25 protein-coding genes are annotated in these 26249 nt (G+C 44.0%); 9 read left to right on the top strand and 16 right to left on the bottom strand.

Annotation, left to right across the window (positions count from 1 at the left end):
- Nucleotides 1–100: 100 nt before the first annotated feature.
- Nucleotides 101–1786, bottom strand: coding sequence for a DUF6909 family protein (locus JWG88_RS00665; protein ID WP_205231756.1), 1686 nt, complete (start codon nt 1784–1786; stop codon nt 101–103).
- Nucleotides 1787–2322: 536 nt separating this feature from the next.
- Between JWG88_RS00665 and JWG88_RS00660 the strand changes: the two genes are divergently transcribed.
- The 3 genes from JWG88_RS00660 (at nt 2323) to nadA (ending at nt 5886) form a co-directional block, all read left to right on the top strand.
- Complete coding sequence (locus tag JWG88_RS00660) at nt 2323–2880, top strand: DUF4136 domain-containing protein (RefSeq protein WP_205231755.1); 558 nt, start codon at nt 2323–2325, stop codon at nt 2878–2880.
- Nucleotides 2881–3464: 584 nt separating this feature from the next.
- Nucleotides 3465–4442, top strand: a complete 978-nt coding sequence (locus JWG88_RS00655; protein ID WP_205231754.1) for a malate dehydrogenase — start codon at nt 3465–3467, stop codon at nt 4440–4442.
- Nucleotides 4443–4848: 406 nt separating this feature from the next.
- The gene (gene nadA, locus JWG88_RS00650) at nt 4849–5886 is read left to right on the top strand and encodes a quinolinate synthase NadA (protein WP_240194208.1); all 1038 of its coding nucleotides are present in this window, start codon (nt 4849–4851) and stop codon (nt 5884–5886) included.
- A 25-nt stretch (nt 5887–5911) separates the two neighbouring features.
- Here the strand turns inward: nadA and JWG88_RS00645 are convergent, their stop codons facing one another.
- Nucleotides 5912–7012 carry a tRNA-queuosine alpha-mannosyltransferase domain-containing protein gene (locus JWG88_RS00645; RefSeq protein WP_205231752.1) on the bottom strand — a complete coding sequence of 367 codons (1101 nt, stop codon included), beginning with the start codon at nt 7010–7012 and terminating at the stop codon, nt 5912–5914.
- Nucleotides 7009–7464, bottom strand: a complete 456-nt coding sequence (locus tag JWG88_RS00640) for a YkgJ family cysteine cluster protein (protein WP_205231751.1) — start codon at nt 7462–7464, stop codon at nt 7009–7011. The genes JWG88_RS00645 and JWG88_RS00640 overlap by 4 nt, the downstream gene beginning before the upstream one ends.
- A 161-nt stretch (nt 7465–7625) precedes the next feature.
- Between JWG88_RS00640 and JWG88_RS00635 the strand changes: the two genes are divergently transcribed.
- Nucleotides 7626–8111, top strand: coding sequence for a YchJ family protein (locus tag JWG88_RS00635; protein ID WP_205231750.1), 486 nt, complete (start codon nt 7626–7628; stop codon nt 8109–8111).
- Between the two features lie 105 nt (nt 8112–8216).
- Here the strand turns inward: JWG88_RS00635 and coaBC are convergent, their stop codons facing one another.
- The 5 genes from coaBC to JWG88_RS21550 all read right to left on the bottom strand — a co-directional run bounded on the left by coaBC (nt 8217) and on the right by JWG88_RS21550 (nt 13597).
- On the bottom strand, nt 8217–9431 hold the full coding sequence (gene coaBC / locus JWG88_RS00630; protein WP_205231749.1) for a bifunctional phosphopantothenoylcysteine decarboxylase/phosphopantothenate--cysteine ligase CoaBC: 1215 nt from the start codon (nt 9429–9431) through the stop codon (nt 8217–8219).
- A 74-nt stretch (nt 9432–9505) separates the two neighbouring features.
- Complete coding sequence (locus tag JWG88_RS00625) at nt 9506–10213, bottom strand: Bax inhibitor-1/YccA family protein (RefSeq protein ID WP_205231748.1); 708 nt, start codon at nt 10211–10213, stop codon at nt 9506–9508.
- A 166-nt stretch (nt 10214–10379) separates the two neighbouring features.
- Nucleotides 10380–11750 carry a sugar transferase gene (locus JWG88_RS00620; protein ID WP_205231747.1) on the bottom strand — a complete coding sequence of 457 codons (1371 nt, stop codon included), beginning with the start codon at nt 11748–11750 and terminating at the stop codon, nt 10380–10382.
- 60 nt (nt 11751–11810) lie between these two features.
- Nucleotides 11811–12758, bottom strand: a complete 948-nt coding sequence (locus tag JWG88_RS00615) for a glycosyltransferase family 2 protein (protein WP_306793044.1) — start codon at nt 12756–12758, stop codon at nt 11811–11813.
- Nucleotides 12759–12778: 20 nt separating this feature from the next.
- Nucleotides 12779–13597: a glycosyltransferase family 2 protein gene (locus JWG88_RS21550; RefSeq protein ID WP_240194207.1), complete on the bottom strand. Its 819-nt coding sequence runs from the start codon at nt 13595–13597 to the stop codon at nt 12779–12781.
- A gap of 752 nt (nt 13598–14349) precedes the next feature.
- Here JWG88_RS21550 and JWG88_RS00610 point away from each other — a divergent pair.
- From JWG88_RS00610 to JWG88_RS00595, 4 genes are read left to right on the top strand one after another with little or no spacing between them, the layout of a single operon-like run.
- On the top strand, nt 14350–15219 hold the full coding sequence (locus tag JWG88_RS00610; protein ID WP_205231745.1) for a hypothetical protein: 870 nt from the start codon (nt 14350–14352) through the stop codon (nt 15217–15219).
- Nucleotides 15203–15880: a hypothetical protein gene (locus JWG88_RS00605; RefSeq protein WP_205231744.1), complete on the top strand. Its 678-nt coding sequence runs from the start codon at nt 15203–15205 to the stop codon at nt 15878–15880. Before JWG88_RS00610 ends, JWG88_RS00605 begins: the two co-directional genes overlap by 17 nt.
- 43 nt (nt 15881–15923) lie before the next feature.
- Entirely contained in the window at nt 15924–17150 is a 1227-nt protein-coding gene (locus tag JWG88_RS00600; protein ID WP_205231743.1) for a methyltransferase domain-containing protein, read from the top strand.
- An 18-nt stretch (nt 17151–17168) separates the two neighbouring features.
- Nucleotides 17169–17774, top strand: a complete 606-nt coding sequence (locus tag JWG88_RS00595; protein WP_205231742.1) for a hypothetical protein — start codon at nt 17169–17171, stop codon at nt 17772–17774.
- Here the strand turns inward: JWG88_RS00595 and JWG88_RS00590 are convergent.
- The 7 genes from JWG88_RS00590 to JWG88_RS00560 form a co-directional block, all read right to left on the bottom strand.
- The gene (locus JWG88_RS00590; protein ID WP_205231741.1) at nt 17763–19076 is read right to left on the bottom strand and encodes a Wzt carbohydrate-binding domain-containing protein; all 1314 of its coding nucleotides are present in this window, start codon (nt 19074–19076) and stop codon (nt 17763–17765) included. The genes JWG88_RS00595 and JWG88_RS00590 overlap by 12 nt on opposite strands.
- An 86-nt stretch (nt 19077–19162) precedes the next feature.
- Nucleotides 19163–19966, bottom strand: a complete 804-nt coding sequence (locus tag JWG88_RS00585; protein WP_205231740.1) for an ABC transporter permease — start codon at nt 19964–19966, stop codon at nt 19163–19165.
- 161 nt (nt 19967–20127) lie between these two features.
- A complete protein-coding gene (locus JWG88_RS00580; RefSeq protein WP_205231739.1) occupies nt 20128–21087 on the bottom strand; it encodes a glycosyltransferase family 2 protein in 960 nt (319 codons plus the stop codon).
- 81 nt (nt 21088–21168) lie between these two features.
- Entirely contained in the window at nt 21169–22032 is an 864-nt protein-coding gene (locus tag JWG88_RS00575) for an SGNH/GDSL hydrolase family protein (protein WP_205231738.1), read from the bottom strand.
- Nucleotides 21966–22811 carry a hypothetical protein gene (locus JWG88_RS00570; protein ID WP_205231737.1) on the bottom strand — a complete coding sequence of 282 codons (846 nt, stop codon included), beginning with the start codon at nt 22809–22811 and terminating at the stop codon, nt 21966–21968. The genes JWG88_RS00575 and JWG88_RS00570 overlap by 67 nt, the downstream gene beginning before the upstream one ends.
- A gap of 478 nt (nt 22812–23289) precedes the next feature.
- Nucleotides 23290–23745, bottom strand: coding sequence for a hypothetical protein (locus JWG88_RS00565; protein WP_205231736.1), 456 nt, complete (start codon nt 23743–23745; stop codon nt 23290–23292).
- Between the two features lie 57 nt (nt 23746–23802).
- The gene (locus JWG88_RS00560; RefSeq protein ID WP_205231735.1) at nt 23803–24306 is read right to left on the bottom strand and encodes a hypothetical protein; all 504 of its coding nucleotides are present in this window, start codon (nt 24304–24306) and stop codon (nt 23803–23805) included.
- A gap of 408 nt (nt 24307–24714) precedes the next feature.
- Between JWG88_RS00560 and JWG88_RS00555 the strand changes: the two genes are divergently transcribed.
- The gene (locus tag JWG88_RS00555; protein ID WP_205231734.1) at nt 24715–25413 is read left to right on the top strand and encodes a class I SAM-dependent methyltransferase; all 699 of its coding nucleotides are present in this window, start codon (nt 24715–24717) and stop codon (nt 25411–25413) included.
- 6 nt (nt 25414–25419) lie between these two features.
- Here the strand turns inward: JWG88_RS00555 and JWG88_RS00550 are convergent, their stop codons facing one another.
- Nucleotides 25420–26238 carry a polysaccharide pyruvyl transferase family protein gene (locus tag JWG88_RS00550; protein ID WP_205231733.1) on the bottom strand — a complete coding sequence of 273 codons (819 nt, stop codon included), beginning with the start codon at nt 26236–26238 and terminating at the stop codon, nt 25420–25422.
- Between the last annotated feature and the right edge of the window lie 11 nt (nt 26239–26249).

The raw sequence follows: 26249 nt of genomic DNA, 5'->3' as shown, positions 1-26249 counted from the left end.
GCCACGATTTCAGATATCTAAATAATAATTTGATATATTACGCTGGAGATCGGATTTTCCCGAGTCGGAGTTTATGCCCGTACGGCTTATTGCGACGCCATCATGGTTTCAATATCTTATTAAGCAATATTTTGGTAATCATATAGGTAGGGACTATCCCTTCCACCCCCATGGAACCCGAGGCAAGGGTTTGTCCGCTTTTCAGTGGATTATCCGAAGCATAGTAGGCATAGCGGGTTTTTGTCTTTTTGTGAATATGCCCCTGAATGATCGCGGCATTGATTGCCCGCTGGTAATGGGCTCCCTCCATCTCCAATCCGATTGCCCGCCATGAAGAGCGATGAAATCTCTCCAACACATCCCTGTTTTGCAGGGATGTTCCCAAAACAGTGAGCATGGGGCCGCAATAGACATCGACAGTTTCATCAAAGTCTGTGATCAGCAGATCATTATTGACAATATAGCTATGGGGAGTACCTTCCATGACGTGCGCACTCGCCAGCATAATATCGCCTTTCTTTCCCGGCAGAATACCGGCTTTGCCCATAATAGAAATGGATTCCAGCTGCAGTGCCACCATGGCATCTTCTACTCTGCTGGGGGAGAGAAGTTCATCCATTATTTGAAATGCCTGGGTGCCGAAAGCATAGTCTATAACCACAAGCACCGGCTTTTGTGAGGCAATATATGCTCTGTCATATTCCAGCTCCGGGCGTAAAGCTGAGAGATCCACCTTGGAAAGATCGATGACATTAACATCTATATTAGACCCGGATGTGTCCTTGACAAAGCAATAGCCGTACTCTGCGGCATATCCATTGATTGCCTCATCCATATTCCTTATGGAACCTATCATATCATAAAGATCGTCCGGCAGTGGATTATCATCGGTCTGCAACGCGGCAAAACCGTACAACAGGTTTTTGGCAGAATGCATATTGGCACTGAGGATGTGGACGGGCCTGTTGTGCAGCCCGAGTTCACACAGTACCTTCTTAATATTACCTGCCCAGGTTGCAGCATATCTGTGATGTTCGATCATTTCATGCAATGAGGGTGTAAAGTACACGGCCAACTGATCTTCCTCATTACGCTGTTCATTTTGATATCTTTTACCGAGGTTGTAAATTATCTGAAAGAATCCACTGTTGTGGTTGCCTTCGATTTTGTTTTTTTGCAGATACTCATATGACTCTTTTGTCTCCCGGTATGTTCTGCCCAAAATTATCGATAAATTCCAGATAGCCTGATCCAATGAAGCGCCATCCAGATTATCAGGCCCCTGAGCTATTACCTTCTCGAGGTCGAGCCACTCAAGGCTCGTCCCTTTTTCTTCATTTCCTATTCTTTCGGATATTTTCTGGGATTCAATGCTTAAGAAGGTGATATGTGTAAGAACGTCATAAATTTCAGTCAATCCACGGGTGATTACAAAACAGATTTCTGTCTCAGAAACCACGTAACAGACCCTCCGCCGTTTCGGAGGAACAACCTTCTCGAAAGTTGTATCCTGAAAATCCTCCTGAGCCGTGAGGATTATCCGATTGCATTTCTCAATGCCTCTCGGCAACCTGTCCACAACATATTCCAGTCCTTTGAGCTCAATGATCCTGGAATCACTCATTGACCCATAAATCTCCGGACTGAACAATTTGAGAGCCTCTGCAAGCTTGCGGCCGGTTTTTCCAAATGGCTTGAAATACCCCCTGATCGTCAGGGCATCAGCCAGTACCTTGAAGGTTCTGATTGCAATTCGCGCCTTATGCGATTTGGACAATTCCTGCATCTTTTCTCCTCTTAAACCATTACTACTGCACTAAACAGGTGCTGGCTTTGCCTGAATCATTATGTACTCGTAAAGAAAACGATCTACGGTGTTGTACAGTCAAAACGCCGTTTCAGGCATATGTCATTGCATATCGAGCTTTCTCGAAACCGGAGTTTATGCCCGTACAGGTGGCTTATTGCAAAATCCATCTCGCGACTCCATGTTTTTTTACAAATTATCAATCATTGATTCACAGGATATATGACTTTGCTCGCACAAGAGCCGTTTTCTAACTGCTAAAATAGTCTAACACTCCAGAAAAAAAAGAAAAGAAGTTCTCTTAACCGCCATCTCTTCTTTTTTCTTAATTACATCCTTATCTGTCTCACTGCACCTAAAATCACTATCTGCTAAGTGCGTTATGAAAAAACCGATTGGATATTGCACAACAATCCGATACTATGCTGGTGTGATGTGCGATATGACCATGTTTTTAAATCTTCACATCTGGATTTTCCATAATTAATAAAGCTTAACCCAAGGCGTCGTGATTAATGAGATATTTAATTTTCCTCACTTGTATACTCTTCCTGGTACCTTCCTGTTCTTCCATTAAAGTAAGCCAGGATTACGACATCGCCGTCTCCTTTTCAGAATACACCCGCTTTACACTTGGCGAAATAGACCCAGGGCACCAGGCCGATTCCCTTTATGACAATGAATTGGTCAATCAGAGATTTTACCGTATAATCAAGAGTTGTCTTCAGGATAAAGGATTAAATTATCAGGAAGATACCGAAGGAATTGATTTTATCGTCTCTTATACCTATGCAGTTCGGCCAAAGATGGACATTTACAACATCTCCAGGCAGATGGGGTTCAGCTATGGTTCCTACAATCGCTATGGAGGAGTTGGTGCAAGAACCTGTACGGATATCTCCGAAATTGATCAGGGTATCCTGATCATAGACATAAAGGACAGTTCAACACAAAAGCTGATTTGGCGCGGCACCGGGACAGACGTCATTTCCATTTATGCAACACCTGAAGAAATGAATGAACAGATTAAAGAAATGGTAACCGCCGTCCTGCGAAATTTCCCCCCGAAATAATAACCATCCTCGGCGACAGAGACCACTTGCGGATAAGGCACATAACCTTAATTCATTGCTTATATCTATATTAATGATCTTAAGCTTTCTGCTCTGCGTAAAAATTTGAGACAGAAAGCCTTTTTCAACTATTGGTATTCCAGGAAACCATGACCTAGTCTTTTTTTATTAATTTAGAGCAAAACAACTTCTCAAAATAGGTCTTACCAGTATACCCACTTATCTCCCGCTCGAGGATTTGATCTTGTGAACAGCCTTCTCATCTCACCATCTGAGCTTGATAAAATCGTTGATTAAAGATGCTAAGTTACTGTTTTATATTCATTTTTTATTTTCTTTTCTTTATTTCCCGGCTCTTCAGGAGTAATACACTGATTACTGACTGAGAGTTGATAATAATCGGTACATTATGGTAGCTTTTTTGAGTTGGTGATATTAAGTTTGCTTTTTAATATCTGATTCATAGAAGTCGTGTGGATATGCTGTTTCATCAGTTTTCATATGTCTTTGCATGGAGAGACACTGCGGCTTTTTTGGGCACAATTTATTGTCTGATTTAATAATTCAACCACTGGAGAATGAAGATGAAAGACCCCGTACGCGTGGCGGTTACAGGTGCAGCCGGACAAATTAGCTATTCGATCATATTTCGCATTGCAAGCGGCAGCATGCTTGGTCCTGATCAACCGGTAATCATGCAGTTACTTGAAATTCCTCCTGCCATGGATGCCTTAAATGGAGTTGTCATGGAGCTCCATGATTGTGCTTTCCCTCTGGTTGCCGGAGTTGTGGCCACCGATGATCCCAACGTTGCTTTTAAGGACACTGACTATGCCATACTGGTAGGTGCACGTCCCCGTGGACCCGGGATGGAAAGATCGGATCTCCTCACCGCCAACGCCAAGATATTCTCGGCGCAGGGAAAAGCCCTCAGTGATAATGCCAATCCTGAAGTGAAAGTTTTGGTAGTCGGTAATCCAGCCAATACCAACGCCCTCATTACCCTGAAAAATGCTCCGAATTTAAACCCCAAAAATGTCACTTCAATGATGCGGCTCGACCATAACAGGGCCCTTTCTCAGATTGCCCAAAAAACCGATAGCCATTCTACAAAGATTGAGAAAATGGTGGTCTGGGGGAATCATTCTGCGACCCAATACCCCGATATCAGCTATGCGACTCTGGAAGGAAAACCTGTTAAGGAATTAGTGGATGAGGATTGGAACGTTAACGAATTCATACCTGTTGTACAGCAGCGAGGCGCCGCTATCATCAAAGCACGCGGTGCATCCAGTGCCGCTTCCGCGGCATCCGCAGCAGTAGACCATATGCGTGACTGGGCCATGGGCAGCAACGGACAGTGGGTCAGCATGGGTGTATACAGCGCAGGGAATTCATATGGAATAGATGAAGATATCATGTATGCTTTTCCTATCGTCTGTGAAAACGGGGAATGGAAAGAAATTACCGGTCTTGAAGTCAGCGATTTCAGCCGCGAGCGTATGAAGCTTACCGAGCAGGAATTACTGGATGAAAGAGCGGCCATCGCCGATCTTCTATAGTCCTGCACCTCGATCCGAAAAGGGATATCCGCCGGATATCCCTTTCTCTTCTTCCTGTTTTTCTCTCCCCGATTTTTTCTTTCCACACCTGCATTTTCAAGGGCACCTGCCAGATTAAACTGTTTCACGGACGTTTTTCGCATTTCAGGAAATTGTATTTGCATATCATGGAATGCGTAATATATTCAAAGCAGTGCGTACCGTGTAATTTTGAGAGAAAATTAGTACTTTATTCCTGAATTATTTTTCATAAAACATGAAATAACAAGTACTAAGGCGTAACATCTCCAATGTACCTGAAAAGCGATTTTCCTGCTCCGCCGGGCTAGTCAAGTACTGTTATCCAGCCATTCCGGAGTTCGTCGCAATTTTTCCGATATTATCTTTTCTAATGAGTGAGTGCAAGATGAGTAAGAACACCTTTGAGATACCACCCTTTACGGTTCCTGATCACCCAGTCTGGCCGGAGTTGTCCGCAAAAGAAGAAAAAGAAATAGCCTCCTCCATTAAAAAAATGCTCAAAGAGCAAAACGCGGTGCTTGTTGCCCATTACTATACAGACGGCCGTATCCAGGACCTTGCAGAAGAAACCGGAGGTTGCGTTGCGGATTCATTGGAAATGGCACGTTTCGGTACGGAAAGCAGCGCTGACACGCTGGTGGTGGCAGGTGTGCGTTTTATGGGGGAGACAGCTAAGATTCTCAACAACGAGAAAAGAGTCCTGATGCCTGATCCCGGCGCTACCTGCTCCCTCGATGAGGGCTGCCCGATTGAGGCTTTTTCGGCATTCTGCGATCAGTTCCCCAATCATACGGTGGTGGTGTACGCCAATACCAGCGCCGAGGTAAAGGCCCGATCGGATTGGGTGGTCACCTCGGGTATTGCTCTCTCTATCGTCAAACATCTTGCTCAGAAAGGAGAGAAAATTCTCTGGGCTCCGGATAAACATCTGGGTAGATACGTCCAGAAAGCCACAGGGGCGGAGATGATATTCTGGCCGGGTTCCTGTGTGGTGCATGAGGAGTTTAAAGCCATAGCCCTGCAGCGTATTCGCAAACTGCATCCCGATGCGGCGGTGCTTGTCCACCCTGAGTCTCCGGAGAACGTTATCGAACAGGCCGATGTAGTTGGATCAACCACGGCCTTGATAAATGCAGTCGTCACCATGCCTAATAAGAAATTTATTGTTGCCACCGATGCCGGCATTTTCAATAAAATGGCTCAACTGGCTCCTCAAAAAGAATTGATTGAAGCCCCCACCGCCGGTGAAGGCGCCACCTGTCAAAGCTGTGCCCACTGCCCCTGGATGGGCATGAATTCCCTGCAGAGTCTGGCTGAGGTATTGAAAACGGGAAGAAACGAGATCATTATTTCACCGGATCTTGCGGCAAAGGCACAAGTGCCCATCCGGCGAATGCTTGAGTTTGCACAAAGCCTGAAATAGCTTTTCATTTTTTCACCGCGGCTATTCATCCTGGCTTTTTCCCACCCGGTGGAAACAGCCAGGTTTGATATGCTCCCCTCAAGCACGGCCAGCTGAATCTTTCTGTATCAATGGCCTCGTCATTCATGATTCCATTATCATGAAATCTCTCCAATAGTTTTTTCAGCTGGAGCGTAAGTTCACCTTCCTTATAGAGATATTTTTGCGGATAGAGCTCCGGATACGACAGTCTGTCCGGAAGCAATGGAATACATCCCGCTCTGATTGCCTCTATAATAGAGATGCCAAAAAATTCATGTATTGCCGTAGACACGACAATGTCGGAATTTTCAAGATGAGAAATATACTCTTCTCGTGTTTCAGCAAAACCGATATGCTCGATTTTGTCATGAAATCTCTGGGCGGCATGGGCAAAGACCGGTGGATTGTTGCGAAACGATTGTCCAAGTATGACAAGCTTGAAGTTATAGCCCATATCTTCAAGTTCACCGAGGGAATGAAAAAACTCTTCGGGATTTTTGTCATGTTCCCATCTATGATTCCAGCAGATAGTCGGAATTTTGTTTCTTCGTCGGTTCCTGTCGTTGAAGTGTGCGAAATCAATACCGGGATAAAGAATTGAAGCTTTATCCTCTACCTGCTCTAACTGATGCTGCAGATCTATATCGGCTGCTCTTTTGACCAGCCGGGAACTGCTTTCAAAAAAGGTCTGCCAGTTAAAACAGGAATTGAACGCTAATCTGTCAGAGGCAAGGGCAGTTGTGAAATTGATTGTCCCGAAAAGGTGACTCGCCCTATCTGCACTGCGAACCGGATATGCAAACTGGTTTTCATGAAAATATGTACAAAAATCACATCCGGCATTCCAATTGTCCATTTGAGTCAATAACGCTCTTAAAACGGCCACATCGACAAACGTGGAGCAGAGGACCGTATCGAAATATCGGTTTTTCATCTTGCCGACGCAGTCGGCGAACCATGGAGCTGATAACTGCATTCTCATCTTCCATTTCCTTGCCGGCAGGGTAATAAGAAGAAATTCAGCTTCGATGTTTTTCTGCAGCCCTCTTATAAATTGCTTATGGGATCCCCCAAAATAAGGTTCGACTACGAGTATTCTTTTCATCGGTACTCTTTCCTGCGCATCTCCGCGGTTAGATGTTTCTTAAAGGGAATCCCTTCTTTGACACTATATCCGCAACCAGAAATCAATGAATCACCACGCAGGAGCAACATTTTACTCGGATACCTTTTGCAGACGTCGAGTCGATTTGCATAATCCAGACAGCCGGCCTCAGGGTCGAACTTTGAGCAGTTGAATTGGAGAAAACCTTCGTGATCCTTTGCGTCAATGTGGAATATCTCATACTCAGGATGCTCCTGCAGCAGCTCATCAAACTGTTGCTCTTTGCGGATCCAGCCTTTATAGTATTTTAGATTAATGCTCCGGCAGCACTGTCCACAGCTATGGCAGCTGCCACTGATCAGAAAATCTCTTCCGGAAATCCTGAGCCACAGCAATGTTAGCAGAGCTTTCACCGGCAGCGAAAAAATATGATAAACGACTTTTGGTATCATCTGCTTCAATCCTCTGCATAGCCTTACTGCTTCTCCAGACCGGCAAGCAGATGCCGCAACTGTATAGATCGACCATCAAGATAAATATTTTTTTCCGGATATAAATAGGAATTAACAAAAAATTCGGGGAAATGTGACTACTCCAATACGACCATGAGCATATGAAAGAGAAAAACCGGAAAACCGATGGCACCCATAGCTGTCCCTGCTGCAGCGGCAAAGAATTCCAATACTGCTGTGCACCGATTCTCGCCGACCACTCCCTGGCTGCAACTCCGGAGATGCTGATGCGCTCAAGATATACGGCTTTTGTCCTCCAGGATGCAGCCCATCTCCTCAACAGCTGGGATTACCCTTTCCGACCTGATACCCTCCCCCTGGAAGAGAGCGTACGATGGCTCAGCCTGACTATCGAAAAAGCCCCGCTCCCCTCAGAGGAGGCAAAAGAAGGCCTGGTGAGTTACACCGCCACCTTTATCCAGAATTCGATGCTCATCGAGATGCGGGAAAACAGCGTCTTTGTGCGCAGAAAGGATACTTGGTATTACCGGGAAGGAGATTTGACAACCAGCAAAAAAGCTCTTTCCCAAAACTCCCCGTGCCCCTGTAGTTCTACCAAAAAATTCAAAAGATGCTGTTTCCGGTAAAGCCAGCCTCATGCCTCAATAATGATTTTTTCATGGACTGTCGGTAATCACTCTATTTAAAGGCTTACCGCCGGCAAAACTGGTGAGTTCCGTCTTCCAAGGCCTCTAATTTCCTGTTTTTCTTAAATTCTGGCAGATATAATCGAAGATCATATGAGCCGTGTCAGTTTTCGACGCCCAGGGAAGCTGTTTCGAACCTTCAGCATCAATCAGAATCATCTTATTGGTCTCCACCTCGAAGCCGGAATCAGCGGAGGTAATATCATTAACAGCAATTAAATCCAGATTTTTGCGCTGCAGCTTTATTTTACCCTCTTCTATCAGATTCCCGCTCTCAGCAGCGAATCCCACCACGATTTGCTCGGGATCTCTCTTCAGCCTCCCAATTTCATAGAGAATATCGGGATTGCGTACCACCTCAATGGTCTCACCAGCATTTTCTTTCTTAACCTTGTGCTCAAAGCTCACAGCCGGCCTGAAATCACTCACGGCCGCCGATTTGATCAGCATAGTGGCATTATTGAACTCAGCGAGGACGGCATCATACATCTCCCGGGCTGTAACAACATCTATCCTTTTCACTCCGAACGGACATTGAAGGGCTGTCGGGCCGCTGACAAGAACAACGTCCGCACCCCTTCTATATGCTGCCCGCGCCAGGGCATATCCCATTTTTCCGGAAGACCTGTTGCTGATAAACCTCGCGGGATCAAGTGCTTCTCTGGTTGGACCGGCTGTAATCAGTATCCGCTCTCCTTGCAGATCATTTTTCAGAAGGCAGCGCAGCAGAACTTCCTGCACACTCTCCCATTCCACCAGGCGCCCCTGTCCTTCATCTTTGCAGGCCATCAGTCCGGAATCCGGATCCACTATATGATAGCCGAATTGACGCAGCCTCTCGAGGTTATCCTGCGTTGCCTGATGAAGATACATTTTCGGATTCATGGCCGGACAGACGACGACAGGCGCTCTGGTCGCCAGCACTGTCGTACTCAGCAGATCATCGGCAATGCCGTGAGCCAGCCGGGCAATTGTCCTGGCCGAGGCCGGCGCAATGAGAAAAGCAGAGGCATCCTGAGCGAGGTCGATATGGGACATCGGGCTTGATTGAGCCTGATTAAACATGGAAGTGTAGGCAGGCTCACCCGTTAATGCGGAGAAGGTAAGTGGTGCTATGAACTTCTGCGCCGATTCCGTCATCACAACCGCGACTCTGGCCTCTTCTTTGGCAAGGGTACTTACCCAGCCCGCAACTTTAAATGCGGCAATGCTTCCGGTGATGCCCACAACAATTCTCTTGCCGGCAAAAGAATATTCCATTGACTACTCTCTATCTCCTGAATCGGGAGGGGCGCAGCTTCGGCAAAAAGAAGCTGCGCCCGGAAAGGTAATTGTTAATTTCTATTGCCGCCGAAGATCCTCAATAACATGAGGAAGAGGTTGATAAAGTCAAGATAGAGGGCAAGTGCACCCATTATTGCCCCTTTTTTGATGGCCTCCTCTCCCTGCTCCAGGATGCCCTTTTCTCCCATATTCTTTATTTTCTGTACATCATAGGCGGTCAGCCCGGTGAAAATAAAGACACCTATAAAGGAGATGGCCCAATAAAGGCTGGAGCTTTGCAGAAAAATATTCACCACTGTCGCAATGATGATACCGATAAGCCCCATAAAGAGGAATGAGCCCCATCCGGAAAGATCTTTTTTGGTTGTCATCCCGTATACTGCCATGGCGCCGAACATCCCCGCGGTAATGAAAAATGTCCCGGCGATGGATGATCTGGTATAGGCCAGAAAAATGACGGACAGGGTCAGACCGTTCAGGATTGCATAACCGTAAAAGAGCAGCGTGGCCGTACCGGCCTGAATACGCTCGATTCTTGCCGAGAGATAAAAGACCATTCCCAATTCGGCGATGATGAGAATGAAAAAAATAGGACTCGAGGCAATGTTGAGCGCTATACCGGACTCAGCAGTCACTAGAGCGACGATGCCGGTTAATCCGAGCCCCACGGCCATCCAGTTGAACACCTTGGCAAGAAAGATCGATGACGCCTCTCTCTTTGCCTGCGTAACCGTTATTTGATTAACGTTTCCCTGCATACTTTGTCTCCTTATTTTAACTGTACCGTTCTATCTTATTAAATATCTTACCCTTGAAAGTCTTCGTATAAAGCAAGATAACTGTTCAGCTGGGTTAGATAATAATCTTTTATAGACAACAAACAATGATGGGCTTCCTCATTTTGTACCGAAAACAGGTATCCGCTCAATATGCCCCATTCCCTTTGAAGACCGTGATAATAGTTTTGCCGATAATTTTTATATCAGTCCACAAGGAATAGTTAAGGATATACCAGTCATCCAACTTTACCCGATCCCCATAATCCTCGGTATCGGATCTTCTGCCCACTTGCCACATACCGGTAATCCCTGGTTTCATGGAGCAGTAGCGACCGGCGCTTTCCTTGTAAAACTCATTGAGTTCATGATCGACAATCGGCCGGGCACCCACAACACTCATCTCTCCCTTGAGGACGTTAAAGAACTGCGGCAACTCATCCAGGCTGGTCTTGCGCAGGAATCTGCCGATCCTGGTTATTCTCGGATCTTTTTTCAATTTATATGACTTTTCCCACTCGGCACGCAATTCCGGATCCTCGGCGAGAAGTCTCTTCAACTCTTCCTCCGCCCCCACCCGCATAGTACGAAATTTCATGCAGTCGAAGGTTTTTCCTGCTGAGGCAATCCGTTTATGCCGGTAGATTACAGGTCCGCCATCTTCAAGTTTAATCAATAGAATGATGATGAGTGTGACCGGGAGAGTCAACAGCAGCGCCATGCTTGAAAACAATACATCAAACGTCCTTTTCCACTCGGTATGAGGATTGAAATTGAGCAGGAGCAATTTTCCCAATGACTGCACTTCTGCATGATGAAGGCCAAACACGTAAAGATCAGGAATAAGAAATATTCTGGCACCCAGGGATCTGCACTCTCTCAATATGGTGAATATCTTCTTTTCAGCCCTCATGGGCAAGGCAATATATACATAATCGATATCATTGTTTTTAAGATAACATGGAAGCATTGAGATATCTCCCAAAATGGGTTTCCCGATCTCTTCCCTGGTCTGCGGAGAGACTTTGTCGTCAAAGAAACCCAAAACATCGATACCCGCCCAGGGAATGGACTCCACCTCCTTAACCAGATTTTTCCCTAAATCTCCTGCCCCCGCAACCACAGCTCTTCGTATGTTTTTTCCCCTGGAACGTATGTGACGTAATAATTTCCGAAAAATGACATGAATCAGAAAAATAATAACAGGTGTGCTTATGGTCCAGATTAAAAAGACCAGGCGGGAATAAGCGTGTGAGATCTTGAAAATGAAGAAAAAGAAGAGGAGGGGTCCGACGACAGCTCCCCAGGCTTTGAGAATGACAATAAATTCGGTGTAAAATTGCCACCCCCTCCACGACCTGTACAATTGAAAGGACTGAAAGGTAACAAAACAGAGAATAAAGGTGAGAATCACAAGCCTGGTATAGTACATATTCCAGGGAACTCTATACCAGTAGACAAGAAGCCAGAGATATCCTATGACAGTAAGACAGTCCGTCAGGTGCAAGACCCTGACCATAATGGAGCTCTGTTCTCTTAATTTAATTGACAGCATAATATTCAAATACTTTTTTCTTCGCTATTTCGTCCACCACGACTGATGCAGGCTCAATCGGGGCACCAGATGAATGGGCAGCTTCCTATAATACATCCCCAACCTGTATCCGCAATACTTCAGCATTATTCTCAACATGAATTCCGGGAGAATATGTAATTTCTTCTCCGCGTAAAGTGCACGAAGTACATATTTAATATATTTTTTCCCCTGCCCTTCTGCGTTGCCGAACATCTTGACAAACCACGCCTCACTGGAATGCAGAACACCAATATCAAAATATCTCCTGAATTCTTCTGTCGGGGTGTAATTATGAGAATGGTATACTGCAGCTTCCGGAACATAAGCTATCTTTTTCCCCCGACTCAACAAATGGGCCACCGCTATCGTATCTTCGCCAAATATCAAACCGTCTTGAAAAAAGCCTATACTTTCCAGTGCCGATCTTCGATAACTCGCAAAAGAATTAGAAGTAAAGGCAGTTTTCATGCCCAATTTATCCTTATCACCTATACTCCTTACAGAGGCATGTTCGGAATAATTAAACCCGCGCAGGCTTTTGGCAAAGAAATCGGCATTAAAAGCCGGGAGCTGTCTGCCGTAACTGGTTGCTACTTCCGGATCGTTTAATAAAGGTGCAATCAACTTTTCAACTGAATCACGTTTTTTAGGAATAGTATCCTGAGTAAAGAAAACTAATATCTCACCCTTGGCCTGCCTGGACAGCAAAGTCCGCGTCCCGCCATGGTCAAAGGTAGCCGGGTCAATGGGCAATATCGTAACACCGTAACGGCCGGCAATATCGATGGTGCGATCCTCTGAACCGGAGTCAGCGATAAGGATTTCATCTACTGAAATCGTTTGTATGGACAGCATTGCCAGCAATTCAGAAAGCGTATCCGCCCCATTTCGGGTCGGTATCAATATCGATATCAAAGGAATGTTTTTGCGGTTTTCTCCAGCCAGAGTCATAGTAAATAGGTCAACCTGTGTTAAATACGAAATATCACGACAAGCCAATACTTTAGATAAGCCCAGAATATATAGGGTGAGGGATGCTTTCTGTAAAGAAGTATCTCGCTTTCCGCAGCAATTTCCTTTAGTTGGTTCGATACCTTGTTCCTTTTTTGCCATCCCCTGCAGTGATAAGCCTGAAGGTCGGGAGAATACAGAAGCTTCCACCCATTTTTACGCAACCGTAAAGAAAATTCGATGTCTTCTTTATAAAGGAAAAAATCCTGATCAAAAATCATCCCTCCCAAATTTTCAAGCGCTTCGTGACGGCAAAACAGCAAGGCACCGCAGAGGGCCGGTACTTCTTGTTCACACATAAATTGACCGGTGTCCGGCAATTCACGGCCACGGTCATACCATCGGCCATATATTTTTCTAAAGACACCTGTGCTGTCCAGTTTGCCGGTAGATTTCATGTTAACGGAGTCAAATCCGGTTAATCTTCCGGAAATAACTCCAACATCAGCTCTGGATGCAAGTTTGGCGATGCCCTGACTGACACAATCCTCCAGCAAAAAGGTATCCGGATTCAGGAAAATAATATAATCGGCATGATGAGATCTCTCCTGATAGCCCCTGTTGTTGGCCGCAGAGTAGCCGATATTGCTTTCGTAAATAAGCTTAATGTCCCTGGCCGATTGAAACACTTCCAGGTATTCGGTGTCTGTAGAGCCACTGTCGACGACAATAATTTCACCTATCTGATGACTCTGCCGACGCAGATGAGCTATGCACTTATCGATATACCTCCGAGAATTATGGGTTGCAATTATTGCCGTTACAGTTGCATCTGTCATATATGAATCTCTTTGCACAATACTTCTCTATCTACGGGCTCTCGTAGCTCATTACTTTTTCTTGTCTTTACCATATGTTGTTCAAGAAATATATGGTTGTTTGCTTCTTGACGACGACTTTTTTTACGAAAAGATCCTTGCCGCTAAATCTCCTGAAAAGGTGCACTTTGAAGAAACTTCTGGCGCGATCAAGGCAATTAATGTTAGATTTTCGCCGAACTCACCGGTCAGTCGTTTCTAATACAAGAGAGGCATGCAGTCTCTTAAAAAGATTTAAAATAATTCATACTCAAAAAATGCTACCGCAATTTAGAAATAGATGCGCAGATTTCTATAAGAAATCAAGGAATCAAAGATTCATCCATATCCTCCTTATTTCATTGCTTCTGCGAATACTCCTCATGCCTTTTTTCGGTCATATTGATGTGCTTTCCGAAGCAAGAAGAGTCTACTTCTGGGCGGAAAACAATATCTTTTTTGATGATATAGCAAGAAACACAACGATGTTGATTGAAGTGCTGTTCTACAAGGCAACAAGCTTCCTGCTGCCGGATGAATTCAGCATGTTTCACATTGACAATATCAAATACTCGACATCAAGCATCCCCCATTCTTTTGAATTTGTCAGCCATTACTCGATCTTCAGGACAATGTTTGTCCTCAAACTGCCTTTTCTGTTTTTTGATCTTCTGACAGCTGTCGTTCTCTACAATTATTTCGACAATAAAGAAAATGCCCTCGATAGCTGCAAAATGTGGCTCTTTAACCCTATCACGATTTTTGCCTTTTATGTATTCGGAAGATTTGAATCCATTCCGATTTTCTTTATAGCAGCCAGCCTCTTAGCGCTCAAACGCCAGCGTTTTGTCTTGGCAGCGATACTGCTGGGCCTTTGCCTGAATGGGCGGGAAATGATGATCATATATTCCCCCTTGTTCATTGTTGCTATGTTTTTCGCTTCTTTCAAACAGATTGATTTACCGAGAAAGCTGCTGGCGATAACGATTATTTTCGGTTTTACAGTACTTGCCCTGCAGCTTTACACCTTTGTTCTCCCTGAAGTACAGAATGCTGCCGGCGGCAAAGCCGGTACTATTATTCATGAAGGTCGTGTAAGATACCTTTTTGATTTCGCCATCGATAGAATCATGCTTATCCCCTTTGTCTATGCGCTGCTTTTAATCTGGCTTGCCTCAGACAATTCACCAATGCACAACAAGCTCTTACTGGCTTGTGGACTTGCCATGATGAGCTTTTTTGCATTTAGCACCCATACGGCGCACTTCACTTCGTGGATGATAATATTTCCTGCTTTTTTCTATGGATACAACAAAAACCTATTAATGCCTTTCGTAGGCTTGTGTGTCTCGTGGTTTCTCTATTGGATTGTTCTTACGGATCCGGGGGTTTTCACCACCTGGCTGGCGTCGGCCTACTCTCTGCATTTCATCGGTTTCCCAAATATTCCAATGTACATCGAAGAATTCTCCCAGAATATGGGAATCTTCAATCGCACTATGCTAATTTATTTATTCCGCTCCGTATGGGTCGCCTCGCTGCTCTACCTCGCAGCTCAAATGATCAGAATAACCTTGAAAAAACAACATGAAATGCCATCCTAAAATCATTTTCATTCTCACCTTCTGCTGTTGGTTCTTTGCAGGGTCAGTAGATGCGGCCGATCTCTATGAAAATTGGCGCCTGAATGAAATTATCAAGCTTGAAAACGGCTTTTTGGAAAAATCAGCAGGTGATCCCTACATAGTTTTCCCGGAGATATCAGAATCAACCTGTGCTCCCATGGGCATCCGACTCGCCATCACGTTTGACCCTGTTCCCGTCAAACCCTTACGTCTTGAGATGTTCTGGAGCACCGATTATTTGGGATTTGGAGAAGAAAATAAAGTCTTTTTCATAGTTCATCCGCATGCAGATGGTACAGCGAATAAAATGATTATTCCTCTGGAACACACCGCCGGATTTACTCAGATTCGCCTGGATTTTCCCAGCTATATCGATACAACCTTTAAAGTTGAAAACTATGAGGTCCTATCTCTTGCGGATGTAGACGATGAGTATACAAAAGTAGATGCATATTATTCTCTATCCGTTGAAGATTCCCTGAAACCGGAAATCAGTATACCTTATTTTTTAAAAGCCTTAAGCCACGGCCCGGAACGAATGACCCACGATTTGGCTTTTCTTGTCTTCTGGTTGCTGCTGATCATTGGCTTGCTTTTCCTGATCCGTTTCACCACCGTTAAAAACAACGTAAGCAGCTAGATGCTTTTTTTATTCATTCTCAAGCATTTTCTTTTCAATCATAATGAGCACATCTTTATCAATTACAGATAAAATCCTTTATGGTCTTAATATTGCCGAGTCAAATGGTATTGAAATCGGTCCGCTGACCTCGCCACTGGTGAAAAAGAGTGAAGGGAATGTCCAATATATCGATCGAGCTTCAACTAAGGAAATTAAAGAATGGTATCGCAAAAACGAAACCGTTGATTTAGAAAAAATAGTAGAAGTCGATCATATATGGGGCTCTCATACTTTGGCGGAAGCCACAAGACAGAAAGATCATTTTGATTACTGTGTCGCAGCACATGTTATCGAACATGTGCCGGATCTTATCGGTTGGCTGAAGGAAATAGCAGAAGTTCTCTGCGATAATGGAATCGCCTCCTTTTCCATCCCGGATCGACGATATACTTTTGATTATTTGCGACCCGAAACAATTATCGCAGATCTTCTTGATGCATATTACCGAAAACTTAAAAAGCCATCGATCAGGCATATTTATGATCACTTTTCATTGTTTGCCGAAATTGATATTGTCGAGGCCTGGAAGGAAGGTTTCGATGGTTCCAAACTTGTACCGGCAAAAGATCCACACAAAGTAAAAGGTATCTGCGAGGATGCCTTTAATAATGAAAAGTATATCGATTCTCACTGCTGGGTATTTACTGCCGACAGCTTTATACGCCTGCTTGATGTCCTCAATAGGATAGGTTTGCTTGATTTTCGCATACGACGTTTCTTTACCGTTGATTACCATAATTTTGAATTCGTCGTTCAACTGGAGAAACTTCCCGCATCACTTGATCACAAGACCAAAAGAATGCTTTTTCTGGAAAGCCTGAAAAAGACACAAAACCATCTGTTAAGAGTTGAGTTTACAGCATATCCAGGAGGAGAAGCACAAGTCTATTACGACAACGGTAACGGCTTTAATGAGCTTGATTCCTGTACGCGGGCTTTTAAATTTAATGGACGTAGGCAGTATCTCGAATTTTCAATACCACCGATTAAACTGCAGGGTTTGCGCTTTGATCCCGTGAAAAAACCTGCCGTATTCAAGATAGACAAGATGGAACTCGTTCTCTTTGGAGAAACTACACACCAATTATCTCTGGCTGATCTCCAATACAGCGATCACCTTAAAATTACACGATCTCATAATGGGAGTTTTTGGGGGATCACCCATAGGAAAGCGAATGATCCATTCGTCATTCTTCAAATTCCACAAGAAGTCCGGAATGATTCATAGTATTCAAAGGAAAGTAGAATGTTGAAATATTTTTGGCCTGGTAAATCTATTCTCTTCTATACAGGTTTGATAGTTCTCATTAGTTTATTTACCGTTTTTGCCAAGTATACCTTTACCTCGCCTTCTTCCTGCCAGATCGATTTTCTTATAAATACATCCGCTCCTGTGGATTTTTCCATATACTACGATATAGGAAAGGGATTGAGGGAAGAGGACCAGCAGAGCAAATATATTGAGGAAACCGGTGAAACCATGGTGAGCTTCTGTATTCCCACCTACAGTGAAATGAGAGGCATACGTTTTGATCCCGCCACCCGCCCTGTACAAATGGAAATCTACGAACTGACACTCTCGTATAGCGACGGTACGGTTTTTAATGTACCCTTTGACGCCTTGAAACCGGGAAACCAGATAAAACGGCATGAGATTACCGAGGCTTCCTTCTTCTTTGAAACCGAAGAGGATGCCGACGATCCGACTTTTTCTCTGACTCGAATCGAAGAGCGCCAGGATATGAATGAAAAACGGTCAAAAATCGCCCACTACGCCTTATGGATCTGCAGCGCTGTGATTCTTATGGTGGTAGGAAGGTTTGTCTATTGTTTCTTTTTTTTAGGCCTTTGATGCACAGATCGGCAGTGGTATTTTGTTGAACTTTATTTCACTCTTCAGATCCACAAAGCCGACATTTGCTCGATGCGAAATAACATCCAGAATCATATAATCGTAGCGCCGTTCGTAGATAACATACTCTCCCGATTCGATGCCGGCGCAGCCAAAGGAAAGAAGATATGACCCCGAACTCAGGATCATGTCATGGCGGAACTCAACCTCTATGAGATCCCCCTGCTCGAAGATACCTGTGGGGATATTCTGGAACTTAGTATTTGTCCCCGAAATATCAAACCCCTTTATGTCCTTTATGGTAAAGGCAAAAATAGGGTTTTCAACTCGTTGGTAAAAACGAATTCTCATCTTGAAGGTATAGGTATCGCCTGTTATCAGTTTTTGGACAGGTTCATCATTTTCATTAAATATTCCTGCTTCCAAAATTGACGCTCTGCCGTTGCCGTATCTGTTTTCATGGGGGTTTACCTGAAAGACATTGGTCCAGATACATTGGGTGTCGTATGAAAGCTCATTGTCGCTATCAGTGAGGTTCCGCTTTCGTTGCAGATCGGCATTCACCTGGCTTTGGCAGACCAGAAGACGATTATATTGATCGACGATCTCTTTCGGTTTTCCCATGCCCTTGAGTTCACCATAATCCAGGAGGAAGGCCCGATTGCAATAGCGGGTGATGAGATCCAGTGAATGGGTGACAAAAAGGATGGTTACCCCGTTGTCCTGAAATTCCCTGAATTTTTCAAAGCATTTTACCTGGAACAACGTATCGCCGACAGAGAGAGCTTCGTCAACTATAAGAATATCGGGATTAACATTAATGGCGACGGCAAAGGCAAGCCGCACATACATGCCGCTGGAATAACTTTTTACCGGCTGATCGATAAAGACACCGATATCGGCAAAATCTGTTATCTTGCTGAAACAGGAATCAATCTCCGCCTTTTTCAACCCCAAAATGGAGGCGTTGAGGTAGACATTTTCCCGGCCGGTAAATTCGGGATTAAATCCTGCGCCCAGTTCAAGCAGTGCGGATATTCTGCCTTCAACCCTTACTTCCCCGCTCGAAGGTGTTAAAATGCCGCAGACGATCTGCAGCAGCGTTGACTTACCGCTGCCGTTCCTGCCGATGATACCTATCGTTTCACCTTTTTCTATGTCCAGTGATATATCTTTTAAGGCATCAAAGGAAGTATGATACTTTTTCCTGCCTGGCCTGAAAGTTTCCTTTACTCGATCGGTATGCTTGGCATACAGCTTAAAGGTTTTGGTTATGTTATGTAAATCAATGATTTTTTCCACAATTCCACTTTGATAAAAATATTTACTGTAAATCGCGAAAAAGCTCCTGTACTGTTGGGAACTCTCGATCCACAAGGCCGGAGAAATTATAAAGTGTCAGCGAACTGCACTTTGAGCTTTCTGAAAATAGAAGCCCCGGCAAGAAAAATTGCTATGGTACAAACCCAAAAATATAGCGTTAAATCAAGATTGAGCCAAAAAGGCTTAAAAGAAATAAAAGTATCTCTATATCCCTGTACAATATAATACATGGGGTTCAGTTTAAGAAAAAACTGAACCTTGGGAGGCATCATGTTGATATCCCAGAAAATAGGGGTAGCCCAAAATCCTACCTGGACAACAACTCCTACTACCTGCCCGATATCCCGTATAAAAACATTAAGCGCTGATACTGCCCAGGAAACCCCAAGTATTAAGACAATCAGACATATATAATAGTAGAAAACCTGAAGATAAAAAAAGCTGATGGGCATCTGCTGGAAAAGAATAAGCACCAGCAGGACCGTGAGAAAGATTGCGTGCGTGACCGATCCGGAAATCAACTTAATAACCGGAAGAATCTGTGATGGAAAAAGGGTTTTTTTGATAAGATGACCGTTGGCAACAATCATTCCCACCGATCCCAGAACCACATCTGCAAACATGAACCAGGGCGCCATTCCGGCAGTGAGCCAGACAACAAAAGGTACATCACCCATTGGCTTGGATTTGAAGCCGACACTAAAGACAAACCAGAAGACACAGACCATGACCATTGGATGAATGAATGTCCAGACAAAGCCGAGCAACGATCCGACATATTGTGTTGTGATTTCCCGCCTGGCCATGGAAATTATCAGGCTTCGTTTCTCAAGGATCAGGTTAAGAAAATTAAGAAAACTGGTCAGCATCGGATAAGGTTAGTTTGGTTTGGAATATGCATCTTTTCAAAAAGGGAAAAATGTCAGAGAAAAACTTCAAATGAAACTATCTCACCCGGCTAAGCCGGAAAAGAACCTTCAGAAAGATTGTTTTTCTTGGGCAAAAAACCAAAAAGCAATCGGTAAGTGTACTAATTTCTTTTATCTTCGGAACATTTTAAAACATTACGAATATAATACGTTGGTTTGCTCTGCGACTCATGGTACGTCCTCGACAACATTTCCGCTATGAGTCCCATGGTAATGAATTGAACACCAACGAACATCAGCAGTATGGAGAGAAAGATCAAGGGCCTGTCAGACATGGCCATCCCATAGAACTGCCGTTGAAAAGTCATGGTCGCAGCAATAAGAAAACCAACTCCCCCGCTGAGCAACCCCATGGTGCCGAAAACATGAATCGGCCTGGTCGAATAACTCAATAAGAATTTGACCGTGACTAAATCGAGTATCACTCGGATTGTTCTGGATATGCCGTACTTAGATGAACCAAATCTCCTGGGACGATGATTCACTTTCACCTCTGTTATCGATATCCCCATGCCGCTGGCAATAGCGGGTATAAATCGATGCATCTCTCCATAAAGATGAATCGACTTGATCACTTCGCGTTTAAATGCCTTAAGTGTACAACCATAATCGTGCAGGTTTACACTGGTGGTCCAGGAAATTATTTTATTGGCGATCTGAGATGGCAATTTGCGGCTGAAAAACGGATCCTTGCGATCAAACCTCCAACCGGTAACCACATCATATCCTTCTTCTATCTTTTCCAGGAGCAGAGGAATATCCGCCGGATCATTTTGCAGATCGGCATCCATGGCAATTATGATTTCGCCTCCCGCCATATCAAATCCTGCAGACAAGGCTGCGGTCTGGCCGAAGTTCTTTCTCAATGAAATGATAATGACCTGTGGGTTTTCTTTTTGGATAGACTCTAATATCGATAAGGAATTGTCGGTACTGCCGTCATCTACAAATACAATTTCAAAGGTATATCTTGATCGTGCGGCTACTTCCTGTATTTCATTATAAAGAATCTCAATGTTCTTTTCTTCGTTGAGCAGTGGAATGATAATTGATACACTCATTATTTTCTGATCCTATTCTGATCCTAAATATCTATAAATCATTAGAAAAGTGTGAATTTTTTTTGAGCCGGACGCTTCATCCTACTTCAGCAAAAGATTGAGCCACGTAAAAGGAAGACCGATAACAGGGAGATTCAATGCTTCAAACCAAATTTCCGCCATTTTCTCATATCCTTGGCGACAGGGATGAACCATATCCGGTTCGCCGAGATATTCTGGAAATGGACAACCTGCATAGACTGCTTCCCAGTCTTCAATCATTTGCGGATAAAAATCCGCAACGACCACATCTTCTTCCTCAGCCATTTTCCTTATCAACGAATTAAGTTCTAGAATATTCTTATCTTGAGCATAAAAACGGGTGTCGGGAGTAAGTGTACCGATTATTGGTTCAAGTCCGGCTTCCCTGGCCTTTGTGATCATATATCTCAGGTTATCTATGGTAGCACCTGACGTGATACCATCCCAGTAATCATTGGTCCCTTCCATAATTAATATGTATTTCGCAGGTGGTGCTGCAGGCAATACTTTTTCTACAAGCCTGTGTATCCCGCCTTCAGGATAGGGGTATCTTTCCGTATTAGTCGTACGTTCGCCACCTAAACCAAAATTAAGAACATCGTGATAGTTATTGATAGCATCCGTGAGTTTCTCCAGATCGGTTTCATAGCCTGCTGGTTTTCTCGTATCTCCGTATCCCTCGGTGATACTGTCACCAAAAGCTATAATGGATTTTGTGGCGAACGAAGCTGTTGGCTGAGTAAAAATAACCGCAATAAATAAAATCGAGAGTGCCGAATTCTTCCAAAAATAATTTTTCCTCATATCTGCTTGCCCTGAACGGTGATCAATACCTTGTGAAATAAAAAATTCCGTGATTAATTCGTCACTTTCCCCATATACGATCCCAGGTATTTTACCTGTTCCGGTGTCTTTCCTGCACATTTAAAAGCTATAGAACTGTCATTCAGATCTTCTATACCATCCGGAAGTCGCGTTACACAGTTTTCTATTGCAGCCTTCCTGTCCAGGCGGTGCAACTTCTCAAGATGGCCGGGCGCAGTTTTATTTACCGTGCCGGAGTGCAGAATCGTGGAAAACTCACGCGGCCCTTCCTCGGCCAAGGTCGCCTGCCACTCTACTTTTATACTGCCGTTGGGGTCAACGATTATCTTCGGCAAATAATCTGAGACTTCATTCTCTGAATGGATTCGCGATGGTGCGGACCAGCTGTTATTACTATATTCCGACAGAAAAATATCATCCGCTTCCCCGTTGCTTCCCGCCCAGACCAGCAGCATTTTGCTTCTTTTTCTGTCATAGGCCAGGGATGGTCCAAGATTTGAGGAAAATCCCGTCAGAATCTCGGCCGGACCCTTGGACACTTTTCCATTTTTAATTATGGCAAAGTTTAGTTGAAAACCGCTACCTTGCGTGGAACTCCAGACTATAAAGGTTTCATTTTTCCCATTCATCTCGACAGCAGGGAGGAAGTTGGTGTCCCCTGTCTGCGTCAGTTGTGTTGGCCGCTGCCACCTGTTATCTGCAAATTGACTGTAGAACAATTCCGAACCGCTTTGATTTTTCTGCATCCAAGCTATTGTCGCGGTTTCCAATTCACCGGAAGCACCGACTGCAGCCCTATCCATGCCGGTAAGTACGATGCTGAAAAGAATAGCGGCAGCAACAACCGGTCTATAAAAAAACAGCACTATTTTCTTCATACTTAATGCCCTTATCTGATGTCAAAAAAGTAAAACCTGAATGCTTTATTGGTTTCTCTGTAATTTTCGGCAAAACTGAGAGCAAAAATTATCTCTCAGCCAAGGTTGAATCTTTGATTACAATTGACCTGAATTGAGAGTATTGAATACACGTTTTTCCACATTAAGAGCAAGCATAAAATAAACAATATCCAATTGTAATACCCAGCCTCAAAAGGTTTCATCTAGCTTTAACTTCAATGCTACAAATAAAATTAGAGCGTTACCCAAAACAGAAAAGCCTGAAGTTGCTAGAATTCTAGTTCCATAGAATTCCAACAGCTTCAGGCTGGATTGTAACGCTTCGAATGATGGTTCAGAATCAAAATATAGTCACAGGCTGCCCTTAAACTACCGGCAAAGAAAAATACTTACATTCACCCTGTATTTTTCCGTCACTCCTCTGAGGTATCCGATCATAGCAAGATTTTTCATCACTCTATTGACGCAGCAGGAGCGGCTGTAAAAATGGAGCTACAGGATGATCATTGCGAATTCTACTGCCTTTAGGGTAATCGGCATAAACTACAACCCTGCCCCAAGTATTATGGACAGTGGCCAATCCTGTCTCATCGATGGTAGCAACAGAACCTGCAGTTTCTGGCTGGTAGTTATGGGGATACCCGGCCGGATCGATATACCAGTCCACTTTATCAGTGATGTCTATTTTTTCACCGGCAGCTGTATAGCCATATGCGGTGAATTGCTGGGTTTTATTCTGCCAAAAAACACCGACGTTGTGCGGCTCTATTGTGAGACGAACATAATTTGGTTCAGAAGCTGCCGCTAAGCCTGCAGATGCGCTCAAAAATAAACATATTAAAAAATGTGTCAAAATGCGCATGCCTAGATGATGCCGTTTTTCCTGCGAAGAGAAGCTGTTCAATACTTTCACGCTGCGATCCTCCATATGAAATTACCCACAATATATTTGTTGTAATATGAATTTTTTCTAATTTCCCCAAAATTGGATATTTGTTCTTTCCTCAGCATTACATGTGGAGTTGGTATGACATAATGACGACAACATGGTACCTATCCAGTAAGAAGGAACATCTGATCCACGGTGTTTTACCAGAGTATTATTACCGATGTAATCCCAGGCAACGGCTTGATATGTCCTTCCATTATCCAGGGGGGCTATCTTCCAGATACGGCCCGTCAGTGAAGTCGATCCATAAGGCCATCTCGACACACCTTCCTTTGGTGCCCAATCCCATTTAACCCAGTACGGTTCATATCGTACGTTCCACATGTCATGTGTAACCTTGTAGTCGATCACCTGATACGGTGACTTGGCAGGATCTACAAAGCTTGTGACATTCACTACAGTTAAGGTTGTCTTTGCTGTTAAATGTGCAGCTTCAGCGTTTTTTAACAGACCGGCATCGGTGCCGGTCAACGCAAAGACGCAGAACATTCCAAACATCGCGCATGAAGTCTTTTTGCCTATCAAAATAACACCTCTCTTCTAATACTATTAATTAAATCAGCCATTACCATTCCCGTAAGGGCATTCTTTACCATATATAAAAAAATATCTTCACTCGGAACAGTGATTAATCATGAAGAAATATCCGGATCTGTCAATTTCGTACAGATGCTTCCGTGGTACCGGTTCAACAGTTTTATATCGACATTTTTTTTTCTATTCTTTATGTATATGTTGCTTGGCTCGAAAATTTAAGATTGTTTCTATTTAAGCTTGAATTGCGACATGACTATACCTAATGGCTAGGCTGTATCTTGGTTATTGTTCAAATTTCTGAATCTAAGCCCAGAATAACCCAAACGAGTAATTTTTCAAGGTGGTAAGTAATTTACTGTAAGAAAAATCGTCAAATAATTCCAGTAACAAAATATTATGCAAAAAATTGAGATATATACTACCGGCAAATATTTACAAGACAATCCGACCTGGCACGAAGAAGACTCGTACTGGAAATCCGGCAATATATTTAATATGATGCAAGAAAATGAACTTATGCCGCAGACTGTCTGTGAAGTGGGCTGCGGTGCAGGCGAGATTCTCAGGCAGCTCTCTTTCAAACTCCCGGATGTTCAATTTTTTGGATTTGAAATATCACCGCAGGCATATGAACTTGCACAACAGAAGCAAAATGAGAGAGTGCAATTTTTTCTGGAGGATTTTTCACAGAACAACGAACAGTATTATGACATCCTTCTCGCCATAGATGTGTTTGAACATATAGAGGATTACTATGGCTTTCTACGCAAAGTCAGAGAGAGGGCTGCTTACAAAATCTTTCACATTCCTCTGGATATCTCGGTTCAAAGAGTCCTCCTGAGCAAACCCATCATGAAAAGGCGCCGCGAGGTCGGTCATATTCATTATTTCACCAAAGAAACAGCCCTGGCAACTCTGGAAGATACAGGCTACACCATTGTCGATTATTCCTACACAGCCTCGACCCTTGATCTTCCTGCACCGTCCCTCCTCTATTCGCTTGGGAAGATTCCTTTAAAAATAGCAGGCTTGCTGAACAAAGATCTCGCTGCCCGTATCCTGGGCGGCTACTCGCTCATGGTTCTGGCGAAATGATGGCTTTTAAATGTCCGGGTGCCGGAGTGGACAGGCATCCATTAATCCATCCAGATCGATGCTGATAACGGCACTGGCTAAGGCCGCAATGTCATCAAGGAGAGCTGGTTCCACCTTTTTGGTCAAATCCACTCGTTTATGCTCGTAAGGCTGGATATTCACGGAAAGGAAATAATCACGGAATTTAGTGCCGTCGCCACTGAGATCATCGGAAAACCTGACCCATACGGAAGGGATCCCATAAGCCTGCGAGACGATGACTCCGTGCAGCGAACTGGATATGGTAGTTTCACAGCGATAAATCTGATCAATGACGTGTTCAACAGGATTAAGAAGATCGATGACCAGAATTTTGTCGCGCCCGGAAAAATGTTCTTTCACCCTCCTGTAATCGACAAAATGCGGGATAAGACCAAGAGCATACACTTTTTCCAGAGTGGGACGATAAAACCGGGGAAGGAGTAAAGCAGGATCACCATATATCTCGGGACATTCATATCCCAGCTCGAGGAGTCCCTTTCTGGTTATCGGTCCGCGAACGGCCAATACCTTTTTGGGCCGCCTTATCTTCTGGTGCCTGTACATCATGCCGGTCCCCCAGACGATAGAGTTCCGGTTGGCCACTTCTATGACACTGCCTGTCATAATATAATGCTCGGCGAAACAATGCTTATTGCATAATAGTGGAGGTCTTCCGGTAATTTTCTCTATCAGATACGGGGTAATAATGTCGCCAAAATTTCTATTTCCTTCACCGGTCCACCAGAAGGCTCTTACTCTTCCTTTACTTCCGGTAAGGCCTAATCTTTCAAAATACTTTTTCATAGTTGTCAAAA

It is taken from the genome of Desulfopila inferna (assembly GCF_016919005.1).
Lineage (GTDB): Bacteria > Desulfobacterota > Desulfobulbia > Desulfobulbales > Desulfocapsaceae > Desulfopila_A > Desulfopila_A inferna.
The sequence above is the reverse complement of the archived record's forward strand: the minus strand, read 5'-3'. Positions and strand labels throughout refer to the sequence as shown.